General features: G+C 74.4%; 12 protein-coding genes. 8 read left to right on the top strand and 4 right to left on the bottom strand.

Annotated features, from left to right (window positions below; all coding sequences use genetic code 11):
* Positions 1–54: 54 nt before the first annotated feature.
* Positions 55–378 (bottom strand): hypothetical protein, encoded by a 324-nt coding sequence (locus AC07BF_RS12225; protein WP_363585606.1) that lies wholly within the window; start codon positions 376–378, stop codon positions 55–57.
* A gap of 395 nt (positions 379–773) precedes the next feature.
* On the opposite strand from AC07BF_RS12225, the gene qcrB reads away from it, so the two are divergent.
* Positions 774–2,396, top strand: coding sequence for a cytochrome bc1 complex cytochrome b subunit (gene qcrB, locus AC07BF_RS12220; protein ID WP_363585620.1), 1,623 nt, complete (start codon positions 774–776; stop codon positions 2,394–2,396).
* A 78-nt stretch (positions 2,397–2,474) separates the two neighbouring features.
* On the opposite strand, the gene AC07BF_RS12215 is transcribed toward qcrB, so the two are convergent.
* Positions 2,475–2,873 carry a cytochrome C oxidase subunit I gene (locus tag AC07BF_RS12215; protein ID WP_350881931.1) on the bottom strand — a complete coding sequence of 133 codons (399 nt, stop codon included), beginning with the start codon at positions 2,871–2,873 and terminating at the stop codon, positions 2,475–2,477.
* A 256-nt stretch (positions 2,874–3,129) separates the two neighbouring features.
* Between AC07BF_RS12215 and AC07BF_RS12210 the strand changes: the two genes are divergently transcribed.
* The 3 genes from AC07BF_RS12210 (at position 3,130) to AC07BF_RS12200 (ending at position 5,826) form a co-directional block, all read left to right on the top strand.
* Positions 3,130–3,741, top strand: a complete 612-nt coding sequence (locus AC07BF_RS12210) for an acyl-CoA-like ligand-binding transcription factor (protein ID WP_363629662.1) — start codon at positions 3,130–3,132, stop codon at positions 3,739–3,741.
* 27 nt (positions 3,742–3,768) lie between these two features.
* A complete protein-coding gene (locus AC07BF_RS12205; RefSeq protein WP_478333322.1) occupies positions 3,769–5,319 on the top strand; it encodes an FAD-dependent monooxygenase in 1,551 nt (516 codons plus the stop codon).
* Positions 5,320–5,388: 69 nt separating this feature from the next.
* Entirely contained in the window at positions 5,389–5,826 is a 438-nt protein-coding gene (locus AC07BF_RS12200; RefSeq protein ID WP_363585609.1) for a YchJ family protein, read from the top strand.
* A 27-nt stretch (positions 5,827–5,853) separates the two neighbouring features.
* On the opposite strand, the gene AC07BF_RS12195 is transcribed toward AC07BF_RS12200, so the two are convergent.
* Positions 5,854–6,777, bottom strand: a complete 924-nt coding sequence (locus tag AC07BF_RS12195; RefSeq protein WP_363629661.1) for a polysaccharide deacetylase family protein — start codon at positions 6,775–6,777, stop codon at positions 5,854–5,856.
* A gap of 265 nt (positions 6,778–7,042) precedes the next feature.
* Here AC07BF_RS12195 and AC07BF_RS12190 point away from each other — a divergent pair, with 265 nt between their 5' ends.
* On the top strand, positions 7,043–7,564 hold the full coding sequence (locus tag AC07BF_RS12190) for a GNAT family N-acetyltransferase (RefSeq protein WP_478333321.1): 522 nt from the start codon (positions 7,043–7,045) through the stop codon (positions 7,562–7,564).
* An 8-nt stretch (positions 7,565–7,572) separates the two neighbouring features.
* Here the strand turns inward: AC07BF_RS12190 and AC07BF_RS12185 are convergent, their stop codons facing one another.
* Positions 7,573–8,463: a carbohydrate kinase family protein gene (locus AC07BF_RS12185; RefSeq protein WP_363585612.1), complete on the bottom strand. Its 891-nt coding sequence runs from the start codon at positions 8,461–8,463 to the stop codon at positions 7,573–7,575.
* Positions 8,464–8,874: 411 nt separating this feature from the next.
* Here AC07BF_RS12185 and AC07BF_RS12180 point away from each other — a divergent pair, with 411 nt between their 5' ends.
* The 3 genes from AC07BF_RS12180 (at position 8,875) to AC07BF_RS12170 (ending at position 12,076) form a co-directional block, all read left to right on the top strand.
* A complete protein-coding gene (locus tag AC07BF_RS12180; RefSeq protein WP_363629657.1) occupies positions 8,875–10,350 on the top strand; it encodes a M1 family metallopeptidase in 1,476 nt (491 codons plus the stop codon).
* Positions 10,351–10,701: 351 nt separating this feature from the next.
* On the top strand, positions 10,702–11,226 hold the full coding sequence (locus AC07BF_RS12175; RefSeq protein WP_363585614.1) for a SigE family RNA polymerase sigma factor: 525 nt from the start codon (positions 10,702–10,704) through the stop codon (positions 11,224–11,226).
* A complete protein-coding gene (locus AC07BF_RS12170) occupies positions 11,213–12,076 on the top strand; it encodes a hypothetical protein (RefSeq protein ID WP_400810151.1) in 864 nt (287 codons plus the stop codon). Before AC07BF_RS12175 ends, AC07BF_RS12170 begins: the two co-directional genes overlap by 14 nt.
* Positions 12,077–12,495 lie beyond the last annotated feature (419 nt).

Genomic DNA, 12,495 nt, shown 5'->3' with positions numbered 1-12,495 from the left:
AGGACCCCCCGTTCAGGTAAGGGTTCGGTATGAGGGCTGCCGAGCCGGCCCGGCTCAGCCCCACCACTGCTCCGGCACCGTCTCCGGCTCCGCCGGCACCGCCACCGGTGCGGCGGCGGGCGTCACCAACAGCTCGCCGCCGGCCGTCTCGGCGACCAGGTAGCCGCACTCGCGCAGCACGACGGCGACCGCACCGCTGACCGCCTCGCGCGCCCCCCGGGAGGGCGGCCCGTCCGGCCCCTCCCCCGGCGACCAGCCGACCGCCACCCCCGGCGGCCGATGGCCGATCCGCAGCAGGGACGGGCCCGGCCCGGCGTCGATCCCGGCGCGGGCGAGGGCCGCAGTGACGTCCTCGAAGAGTTCAGGGTGATCCACCATTGGCGCAGCGTAGGCCCGGAATCGCGCGACCTCCGGACGCGGCGCGCGCCGAAACGGTTCAGCGGCACCCGGGCGCAGCACCGCCACCCGTCCGGCGGCCGATCGGACGTCAGGACCCCCCGTCCGGCCCGACACGAGCGGCCGTACGGACCGATGGACGTGCACAGTCGGCCCCCTGCCGACAGCATGACAGAGTAAGCGCTCCATCACCCTGAGCAACGGGCCAGTGGGTCACCCGCTCCGCGTGCCGGTTCAGCCGGCGGGCCCGTATCGAGAGGTCCCATGATCACAACACTTCGCCGGCCGGCGTCTTTGCCGGCGGGCCTCCAGCCCGGCACGCCGAGGACGCCGGGGAGTCCGTCGTGAGAACCGACCAGCAGTCGCAGCCGGGACCGGTGACCAGCACGCGCGCCAACCCCGCGAACAAGGCCGAGGCCCTGGCCGACTGGACCGACGGCCGGGTCGGCATCTACTCCCTGGCCAAGGCCAATCTGCGCAAGATCTTCCCGGACCACTGGTCCTTCATGCTGGGCGAGATCGCGCTCTACACCTTCGTCATCATCATCATCACCGGCGTCTGGCTGACCCTCTTCTTCAAGCCGAGCATGGGCGAGGTCATCTACGACGGCTCGTACGTCCCGCTCAAGGGCATCCAGATGTCGGAGGCCTACGCCTCGACCATCGACATCAGCTTCGAGGTCCGCGGCGGCCTGCTGATGCGCCAGGTCCACCACTGGGCGGCGATCGTGTTCGTCGCCTCGATGCTGACGCACATGATGCGCGTCTTCTTCACCGGCGCGTTCCGCAAGCCCCGCGAGATCAACTGGGTCTTCGGCGCGCTGCTGCTGTTCCTCGGCATGTTCGACGGCTTCATGGGCTACTCGCTGCCGGACGACCTGCTCTCCGGCACCGGCATCCGGTTCATGGAGGGTGCCGTCCTGGCCGTGCCGATCGTCGGCTCGTACCTGCAGTTCTTCATGTTCGGCGGCGAGTTCCCCGGCCAGGACATCGTGCCGCGGCTGTTCACCGTGCACGTCCTGCTGATCCCGGGGGTCATGGTCGGCCTGCTCGCGGCGCACCTGATCCTGGTCTTCTACCACAAGCACACCCAATTCGCCGGGCCCGGCCGGACCAACGACAACGTGGTCGGCATGCCGCTGATGCCGGTCTACATGGCCAAGGCCGGCGGCTTCTTCTTCCTGGTCTTCGGCGTGGTCGCGTTCATGTCGGCGATCGCCACCGTCAACCCGATCTGGGCGTACGGCCCCTACCGGCCCGACCAGGTGTCCACCGACGCCCAGCCGGACTGGTACATGGGCTTCTCCGAGGGTCTGGTGCGCGTGATGCCCGGCTGGGAGATCAGCGTCTGGGGCGGCCACACCCTGAACCTCGGGGTGTTCGTCCCGCTGATGGTCTTCCCGACCGTGCTGCTGATCATCTGGTGCTACCCGTTCCTGGAGGCCTGGGTCACCGGGGACCGCGGCGAGCACCACCTCGCCGACCGGCCGCGCAACGCACCGGTGCGCACGGCCTTCGGCGCGGCCTGGATCGGCCTCTACCTGATCCTGCTGGCCGGCGGCGGCAACGACCTGCTCGCCACCCACTTCCACCTGTCGATCAACGCGATCACCTACGCGGTGCGCACCGGCTTCTTCGTCGTGCCGGTGGTCGTCTTCGTGGTCACCAAGCGGTGGTGCCTGGGCCTGCAGCGGCGCGACAAGGAGAAGGTGCTGCACGGCCGGGAGACCGGCGTGATCAACCGGCTCCAGCACGGCGAGTTCGTCGAGGTGCACGCCCCGCTCCCGCCGGGCCGGATGTACACCCTCACCGCGCACGAGCAGCCGCAGCCGGAGGACCTGCCGCCGGAGGTGGACGAGAACGGGGTGGTCCGCAAGGCCGGGCTGTTCGCCCGGACGAGGGCCAAGCTGTCCCGCGGCTTCTACGGCGAGGGCAGCCAGATCGCCAAGCCCACCGCCGAGGAGCACCAGGAGATCAGCAGCGGCCACGGCCACCACTGATCCCCGCGCACGCCCGAGGGCCCGCTGCGCCGTCATCGGCGCGGCGGGCCCTCGGGCGTGCCGGCGGATCGGCCCGGCTCAGGCCCGCAGGGCCGCCGGGACGACGGCGAACAGCGCCGCCGCCAGGGTGACGGAGAGGCAGAGCGCGGCCCAGCGGGCGCAGATCCGGCGGCACTCGCTGCGGTAGCGGGCGGCCAGCCGGCGGCAGCGCTCGACGGCGCGGTCGACGACCTCCTCGGCGTAGCGCAGCCGGTCGGCGGCGTAGGCCTGCTCCAGGCTCTCCCGCTCCGCGGCGGGCAGCCACGGGAACTGCCCGGCGAAGGCCCGGGCGTCCCGTTCGGCCGCCGCCACCTCGGCCTCCCAGGCGAGATAACCCTCCAGCCGGGCGATCTCCGCCCGGGCGTTCACCCGGCCGCCCGCGACGGGCCTGCCCTGCCGAGGGGTCCGCGCTCCCGGCGGACGCTGTCTGCCACCCATGACCGCTCCTCATGTCCTGTCGAGGTGTGCTGTCGGGACGTCCTGTCGAACCGTCCCGCCGAACCGGCGCGGGAGACCGCTCCGCAACCAGGCCACTACTATCAGTGACCAACCGGGTGGGCAGGGCGACTCGCCGAGCCGCCGCGCGACTCCTCGCAACCCCGCCGGGGCGGATCCGCCCGGGGTGTCGGATCCGAAAAAGTTGCGTGCCACGCAGTCTTGCGCGGCGCGCAGACTTCCGGGGAGAGTGGTGGTCATGACGAAGAGTCAGATCGGTCTGCGGGAACGGAAGAAGGCCGCGACCCGGGAGGCGCTGAGCTGGGCCGCACTGCGCCTGGCGGTGGAACGGGGCCTGGAGAACGTCCGGGTCGAGGACATCGCGGCCGCGGCCGGGGTGTCGCCGCGCACCTACAACAACTACTTCTCCAGCAAGGCCGAGGCCATCGTCTCCCGGCACTGCGACCGCATCCGGCTCGTCGGCGAGGCGCTGAGCGAGCGGCCCGCGGCCGAACCGCTCTGGGAGGCGCTCACCCGGGCCACCCTCGCGCCCTTCGACGGCGCGGCGGAGCAGCCGGACCCGCGGTGGACCGCCGCGGTGCGGCTACTGCTGCGCGAACCGGCCCTCCAGGCCGAGCTGGCCCGCGCCGGCGCGGACGCCGAGGCCGGGCTCACCGCGGCGGTGGCCGCCCGGACCGGGGCCGACCCCGGCGGCCTCCACCCCAGACTGGTCGCCGCCGGCGTCCTGGCCGCACTCAAGGCGGCCAGCGACGTATGGCTGCGCGCCGACCCGCCGGTACCGCTGCAAACGCTCCTGGCGGAGGCACTGCGGCAGCTGGCGGCCGGCCTCCCCGAACCGTCGTCTTCGTGAACTCACCGTCGCACAGGGGGATTTACCATGGCCCACGATGTCATCATCGCCGGCGCCGGCCCGAACGGGCTGATGCTGGCCTGCGAACTGGCGCTGGCCGGAGTCCGGCCGGTGGTGCTGGACCGGCTGGCCGAACGTTCGTCGGAGCAGAAAGCGAACGGGCTGGTCGGCCAGGTGATCCGGCTGCTGGACCACCGCGGCCTGTACGAGCGGCTCGGCGGCCCGGGCGCCCCGGCCCCGGTGCCCCGCTTCGTGTTCGGCGCGTTCCCGCTGGACCTCCGGGAGCTCGACGGCAACCCGCTGTACGCCCTGCCGGTGCCGCAGCACCGGATCGAGCAGGCCCTGGCGGAGCGGGCCCGCGAACTCGGCGTGACCGTGCACCACGGCCGCGAGGTCACCGGCCTGAGCCAGGACGCGGCGGGGGTGACCGTCGAGGTCCTCGGACCGGACGGGCCGGAGCGGCTGCGCGCCCGCTACCTGGTCGGCGCCGACGGCGGCCGCAGCACCGTCCGCAAGCTGGCCGGGATCGGCTTCCCCGGGGTCACCTCGCCCGACCCCGTCGCGCGCATCGCCCACGTGCGCCCGCCCGAGGGACTGCGGGTGCTCGACACCGGCGAGGTGCTGCTGCCCGGCTGCCCGACGCCGTTCCGCCCGTTCACCCACACCCGCACCGCGCACGGCGTGTTCGTGCTCGCCCCGATGGGCCCGGAACTCGCCATGATGGCCACCATGGAGTGGGCCGGCCCGCCCGTCGACGAGACCGTGCCGGCCACGCTGGACGAACTGCGCGCCAGCGTCCGCCGGGTGACCGGCGCCGACCTGCCGCTCGCCCCGGCCGACACGCCCGGCGCGCACACCCCGCGCCGCCAGGTCGGGCACAACACCCGGCTCGCCGAGCGCTACCGCGAGGGCCGGGTGCTGCTGGTCGGCGACGCCGCGCACGTGCACGCCGCCACCGGCGGTCCGGGCCTCAACCTCGGACTCCAGGACGCCGCGAACCTCGGCTGGAAGCTGGCCGCCGACCTCCAGGGCTGGGCCCCGCCCGGCCTGCTGGACAGCTACCACCGCGAGCGGTACCCCATCGGCGAACGGGTCTTCATGCACTCGCAGGCCCAGATGGCCCTGATGTCCCCGGGCCCGGCCGTCACCGCCCTGCGCGCCCTGTTCGGCGAGCTGCTCGCGTACCAGGACAACCTCGGGCGGATCGCCGCGCTCATGGCGGGCAGCGACGTCCGGTACGACACCGACTGCCCGCACCCGCTCGCCGGCGGCTTCGCGCCGGACCTCCCGCTGACCACCGCCACCGGCCCCACCCGGCTCGCCGAACTGGCCCGCGGCGGCCGGGCCCTGCTGCTCGACCTCGCGGACGGCCCGCCACGGCTCGCCGACCTCGCGGCCGGTTGGAAGGGCCGGGTGGACGTGCTCACGGCCGACTGCCCGCAACCACCCGCCGGCGCGCTGCTGGTACGCCCGGACGGCTACGTCGCCTGGGCCGCCGCTCCCGGGGAGGAGGATCCGGACGGGCTGCTGCGCGCGCTGCACGCCTGGTTCGGCGAACCGGACTCCGCCCACTGCTGAGCACCCGCACCCGGACGCCCCACCGGCCCCGGTCGGGGCGGCCGGGGCCGGAGGGAGAGAATGGACCGCATGTCCCGACGTCACCCCGCGCCCCGCGCCGCCGCCTCCGCGCCCCGGCTGCTGCCCTCCTCCCCCTGCCCCTGCGGCCTGCCCGCCGCCTACGGCGACTGCTGCGGGCGGCTGCACCGCGGCCAGACGGCGGCCACCACCGCCGAGTCCCTGATGCGCTCGCGGTACAGCGCCTTCGCCGCCCAGGACGAGGCCTACCTGCTGCGCACCTGGCACCCGGACACCCGGCCCGCCGAGGTGGACTTCGACCCGGCGCTGCGCTGGACCGGCCTGGAGGTGGTGGCCACCACCGAGGGCGGCGCCTTCCACGCGGAGGGCACGGTCGCCTTCCGGGCGCACTGGACCGAGGGCCGCGAGCAGGGCGTGCTCACCGAGCACAGCCGGTTCGTCCGGCACGAGGGCGCCTGGGTGTACCTCGACGCCCTCTCGCTCGGCTGACCCCCGGGGGCCCCGACGGGCGAACCCCTACAGGTAGTCGTCCAGCCGGCCGAGGGCGAAGCCCTGCGCGGTGACGTCGTTGACGACCTTGCGGAGCAGGTCCGGCATCGAGGCCTTCCAGAGGTCGGTGCCCCGGAAGTGGGTGAGGATGATGTCGCCCGAGTGGAGCTTGCGGTCGTCGTAGCGCCACTCCATGTGGTCCGGGAAGGCCTCCTCGTTCCACAGCGGCACCGCCTGGACCCCGCAGGACGCCGCCGCGCGCAGCGTGTCGTCGTTGTACTCGCCGTACGGGGGCCGGAACAGCCGGGGGCGGACGCCGATCTGCTTCTCCAGCTGGTCCTGCTGACGGCAGATCTCGTCGCGTTGGGCCTCGTAGCCGAGGACCTTCAGGTTGCGGTGGTTGATGGTGTGGTTGTTGATCTCCACCCCCTGGGCGTGCAGGTCGCGGAAGTAGCCGTAGTTCTCGCGGGCCAGGTAGTCGGAAACGTAGGTGCTGAGCGGGATGCCGAGTTCGTCGGCCATCCGGGAGAACTCCGGGTCCTTCTCGGAGCCGTCGTCGACGGTGAGGAAGACCACCTTCTCGTCGGTCGGCACCCGGTAGACCACCGGCGGCCGCCCCTCCTTGAGCTTCACGCCCTGCGACTGGGCCAGCACCGGCCTGGTCGCCGGGCGTGGCGGCGCCTTCAGCGGCGGGGCCTCCAGGCCCCAGCGGTGCGCGGTCTCCAGGGCCGCCCGGGTTTCCGAATCCCGGCGCGCGACCGCCTCGGTGCCGGCCTCCTCCTCCTTGCGGGCCAGGCCCGGCAGCACCGGCAGCGCCTCGGGCGGGCGGCCGACCCCGTGTTCGACGACGGGCACGGCACCCGGCGCGGGCGGGACGACGGCCGGCCGCGCGGGGTCGGCCGGCCCCGCGCAGCCGGCGGCGACGGCGGAGAGGCAGACGGTGGCCAGCAAACCGGTCCGCACACCCGCCCGAGCACCGGCGCCGCGTCTCTGAATCCCCCTCAAACCCGCATTAATGCGATGATTTGATGATCTGGTCATAGACGCACTGCTCCCCCGCAGCACACCCCCGCCAACCCCCTCATCACCCGTGCGGGGCAACGACGCGCCGGGCTCCTTGCCCTTCCTTTGCCGAACCGGCCGGGCACCCGAGCCGACCGGGCGGCCGTGCGAAACCCGATTGCGGACCGGGCCCGCGACCACCGATCATGCGCCCATGACCGACACCGCGCCCCGCACCGCCCGCCTCTGGTCCGTCGCCACGGCGGACGTCACCGCACCCGAGGCCCTGGCCCTGCTGCGCGAGTACTACTGCGACGTGGCCAACCGCTACTACCGCCTGCACCTCGGCCGCGAAGGCACCCCCGAGGAACTGGAGTCGGGGCTGGCCGGCTCCCCCAGCGACGACCTCGCCGCACCGGACGGCCTCTTCCTGCTAGGCCACTACGACGGCGCGGCCCAGTCCTGCGCCGGGCTGCGCCGGCGCGACGCCGACACCGTCGAGCTGACCCGGGTGTTCGTCCGCCCCGGCCTGCGCGGCACCGGCGGCGGCGCCCGGCTGCTCGCCGCCGTCGACGAGGCCGCCCGCTCGCTCGGCGCCCGGCGGATCGTCCTCGACACCCGCCTCGACCTGGTCGAGGCCCGCGCGCTCTACACCCGCCACGGCTACCGCGAGATCCCCGCCTACAGCAGCGGCCCGTACGCCCAGATCTGGTACGGCAAGGAGCTGGCCGGCTAGAGCACGCCCTAACTCGCCTGCGCCAGGGCGGCCGTCAGCTCCGCCGTCGAGGGCGGGTTGGCGCCGGGGCGGGAGACGGTCAGCGCGGCGGCCGTCACCGCCTGGGTGAGGCAGCCGGCGAGGTCGGCGCCGGCCGCGCGGGCGTGCAGGAAAGCCGCCGTGAAGGAGTCCCCGGCGCCGACGGTGTCGGCGACCGGCACCGGAACGGCTGCGGCCCGCGCGTGCCCGCCCCCGGCGGTGAGCGCGAACGCGCCGTCGGCGCCCAGGGTCACCGCGACCACGGCCGGGCCGAGGGCGAGCCAGCTGCGCGCGACCGCCTCCGCATCCTCACCGGGGTAGAGCCAGGCCAGGTCCTCATCACTCGCCTTGACCACGTCGCTCAGCGCCACGCAGCGCTCGACCCGCCGCACGGCCCGCGCCCGCTCGCCCATCAGCGCGGGGCGCACGTTCGGGTCGTAACTGATCTGCGCCCGGCCGCGCCACCGCTCGACCAGCGCCAGCACCGCCGCCGCGCCCGGGTCGGTGACCGCCCCGATCGAGCCGAGGTGGATCGCGCCCGGCGCTTCGGCGAGTTCGGTCGGCGGCAACGTCCAGCCGATGTCGAAGGTGTAGCGCGCCCGCCCCTGCCCGTCGAGACGCACCACGGCCGAGGGGGTCCGCGCCACCCCGGCGGCCCGGACCACCACCCCCGCCGACTCCAGGTGCGCCCGGATCAGCCGGCCGTTGGCGTCCTCCCCGAGCTGGGTGAGCAGGGTGGCGGGCCGCCCCAACCGGGCCAGGCCGTAGGCGACGTTCGCGGGGCTGCCGCCGGGGTGGACGGTGTCCGGGGCGCCATCCGTGCGGACGATGTCGGCGACGCACTCGCCGATCACCAGAACGTGCGAATCGGGGCTGGTCACGGCGGCTCCTGGCATCCGGTACGCGGGCGTCGTCTCGGCCGCCAGCCTACGGGGTGCACCCGGGCATGAAGGACGGCCGCCGGACCTGGCCAGGTTCTCCGACGGCCGTGGCCTCGTCCGTCAGGGGGCGAAGCACTTCGAACGTTAGCCAGCGCGCGGCGGCCCCGCCATCGCTGTAGGCCGTCCGGGGGATGGACTCGTGTTGACAACCGTCCGGGCGGCGGCGCCTGGCGGGCGCCCCGGTCCGCTAGGGTCCGTGCCCGGTGCGTCGCGCACGTACCGCCGCCCGGCCCCGCTCCTCACCGGGGCTCCCGAAGCCACGAATCCCGCAGCCAGGCCCCCCGAGGCCACGACTCCCGAAGTGCGGTGATCACCCTGTCCAGGCCCCGTGTCGGCCTCGTCCTCCCACTCGTGCTCAGTGCGGTGCTGCTGTCCGCCGGCACCCCGGCCGCCACCGCCGCGGACGGCCTCGGCGACCCGGTCTTCCCCTCACTCGGCAACAGCGGGTACGACGCGCTCGCCTACGACCTGTCGTTCGACTACCGCGCCGATACCCGCACGGTCGACGCGACCGCGGTGATCACCGCCCGGCCGTCCCGCACCCTGGCACACCTGGAGCTGGACGCGCTGGGCCTGACCGTGCGCGCCGTCCGGGTCGACGGGCGCCCGGCGGGGTTCGCCGCCCACGACGAGAAGCTGACCATCACCCCGCCCCGGCCCCTGCACCGCGGCACCACCGCGCGGCTGACCGTCGAGTACACCGCCGACCCGCGCGCCAGGCTCCCGCACACCGGCTGGGTCCCGACCCCGGACGGCTTCGCGGTGGCCGGCCAGCCGGACAGCGCGCACACCGTCTTCCCGTGCAACGACCACCCCAGCGACAAGGCCCGGTTCACCATCGCCGTCACCGCGCCCGACGGCCTGCTGGGCGTCGCCAACGGGGAGTTGACGCAGACCGAACGGCTCGGCGACGGCCGGACCACCCGGCGCTACGCCTCCCGCGAGCCGATGGCCACCGAGCTGGTGCAGGTCTCCGTCGGGAACTACACCGTCCGCGAGCGCACCGGCCCGCACGGCCTGCCGCTGCGCGACGTCGTCCCGACCGCCCGGGCCGCCGACCTCGAACCCGCCCTGGCGCTCACCGCCGACCAGCTGACCTGGGCCGAGCAGCACCTCGGGCCGTTCCCCTTCGAGACCTACGGCCTCCTGCCGGCCGACACCGACGACCCCGCCGCGTTCGGCTTCACCGGCCTGGAGACCCAGACCCTCACCCTCTACAAGCCTGACTTCCTGCGCCAGCCCGAGTCCGCGATCGGCTCGCACCAGATGCACGAGCTGGTGCACTCCTGGTTCGGCGACAGCGTCTCCCCCGCCAGTTGGGCGGACCTGTGGCTCAACGAGGGGCACGCCGACTACTACGCCCTGGTCTACCGCTACGAGCGCGGCTGGCCGGACGCCTGGGGCCACACCACCCTGGTCGACCGGATGCGGGCCCTCTACGGCCTCGGCGACCAGTGGCGGCACGACTCCGGACCGGTCGCCGCTCCCAGCGCCGCCAAGCTCTTCGACAGCCAGCGCTACACCGGCGGCGCGCTGGTGCTGTTCGCACTGCGCGAGCGGGTCGGCGCCGGGACCTTCGACCGGATCGAGCGCACCTTCCTGCGCGGGCACCGGTACGGCACCGCCACCACCCGGGACTACCTGCGCACCGCCTCCGAGGTCTCCGGCCAGGACCTCTCCGGCTTCCTCACCGACTGGCTGTACGGGCTGCGCACCCCGCCGATGCCCGGCCACCCCGACTGGACGGTCACCCCGGTGACCTCGGACCCGGCGGCCGCCGCCCGCGGTGTCCCCACCGAGGCGCCGCACGGCTCCGGGACGCTCTGACCCGCCGTCACCCGGTTGGCCCGGTCCGTGGTCCGCCGCCCCCTGCGTCCCACCCGTACGCCCCTGGCGCGCCGCATCGTGCGCCCGGACGCCCCGTGAGCGCCTCTGGCCGGACGGGACCGACGCGGCCATCGTGGTGCCCACGGCCCGCCCGCCGCCCGGCCGAGTCCCGGCCGGCTCGCGGGCCGTCCAACCTCCCCGCGCCGGCCGGCCGAAAATCCCCGTGCCCGGAAGACAACCCGAAACACCGTCCAGCACGTTCATCAGCTGTGAGTAGGACACCACGATCGCGGCCCAGCAGGCCGCCACGGCTGACAGGGACGGCACGGACACCATGGCGGGGACGGCGGGATGAGGGATGGCACACCGGACTTCGAGGAGTTCGTCTCCGCCTGCGGCCCGAAGATGCTGCGGGTGGCCTGGCTGTTGACCGGCGACCCGCACCAGGCGGAGGATCTGCTGCAGACCGCGCTCGCCAAGATCTGGCCCAAATGGGACCGGATCTCCATCGACCGGCCCGAGGCCTACCTGCGGAAGGTGCTGGTCAACTGCAACGTCTCCTGGTGGCGCCGCCGCTGGACCGGCGAACTGCCGCACGGCGAACTGCCGGAGCCGCCGCCGGCGAGCGCGGACCCGTACGAAGGGGTGGTGCTCGGAGAGGTGGTCGCCCAGGCCGTCCGTGCCCTGCCGCCGCGCCAACGGGCCGTGGTGGTGCTGCGCTTCTTCGAGGACCTCAGCGTCGAGGAGACCGCCGAGGTCCTGGGTTGCAGCACCGGCACGGTCAAGAGCCAGACGCACCGCGCGCTCGCCGCGCTGCGCGGCCGGCTGCCGGCCCGGGAACTGCTGCTGGCGGGGGGACCCCGTGATCGGTACTGACCTGCTGGACCCGGACGACCCAAGGCCGGACGGCGGTGAGGGCGAGGAGCTGCGGATCCTGCTCCACCAGGCCGTACCGGAGCTCGCCACGCCCGAGGACCGGATGGAACGGGTACGCGCCCGCGCCATCGGCACCCGGCGCCGACGGCGGGCCGCCGGGCTCGGGGCCGGACTGACCGCCGGGCTGGTCGCCGCGGCGCTGGCCGCCGCGCCCGCGATCGCGCCCACGCCGGAGCGCGGGGTGGGCGCGGGACTGGGGACGGCTGCGGGACCGGGGGTGACCGGACCGGCCGAAACGGTGCCGGGCGGGGTACCGCCCACTCCGACGATCGGCCCCAGCGCGACACCGACCATGGTGCCGACGCCCGGATCGCAGGTCCGCTTCTCGTCGTACCCGAACCTGGCGCTCGACCTGCCGAGCGGCTGGTACAGCCAGAGCACCTTCAACGGCGACCCCCGGAACGGCATCGGCTACCTGGCCACCGGGCCGATCAGCCCCGCGTCCCCCTGCCGGACGGCGGGCATCGCCTGCCCGTCCGACACGCTGCTGCCCGTCGGCGGCGCCCTCCTCACCCTCCGGCTGGTGGACCAACCGGACCTGGTCGGGAAGTTCACCACCTCATTGGCCGTCACCTCCGACGTCACGCTCGACAAGGAATGCCTCACGCTCGGCGGCACCCGCGAGCTCATCGGCCATCGGGCCGTCGCCCGGACCGGCACGCTGGTGCTGATCCAGCTGACGGCCTGCCTGCGGGAGCCGTCGCACGTGACGATCCAGCAGGTGCAGCAGGTGCTGGACTCGATCCGGACCTCCGAGGGGAGCACTCCCTCCTCGACCACGACCCGCTGAGGACCGTCCGGGCCGGCCTGGCCGACCTGGGTTCAGTGTCAGTGGCTCCTGCTAGCGTCCCGAGCACGATCAGAGAACGGGGGTCCTCTCATGGGTGGCGAGCGGCGACGGGTAGGTGCCGGGGGCTGCGACCGGTGGACGGCGCGGTGGTACGGCGCGGGCGGCGGGGCGGCCCTGCGCGGTGCGGACGCCCGGCCGATCACCGGCGGGCTGATACCCGGGGTCGGGTCGGTCTCCTCGGGTGCCGCCGGGCGGGCGTTCCACCGGTCCTGACGCGGCCGTGACACGGCGGTGGGGGGGGGGGGGGGGGGGGGGGGGGGGGGAAGGGGGGGGGGGGAGGGGGGGGGGGGGGGGGGGGGGGGGGGGGGAGGGGGGGGGTGGGGGGGGGGAAGGAAGGGGGGGGGGGAGGGTAAAGGAAA

This window comes from Kitasatospora sp. NPDC043950 (assembly GCF_056435345.1).
Note: the sequence above shows the minus strand (reverse complement) of the source record. Positions and strands in the feature narration are given on the sequence as shown.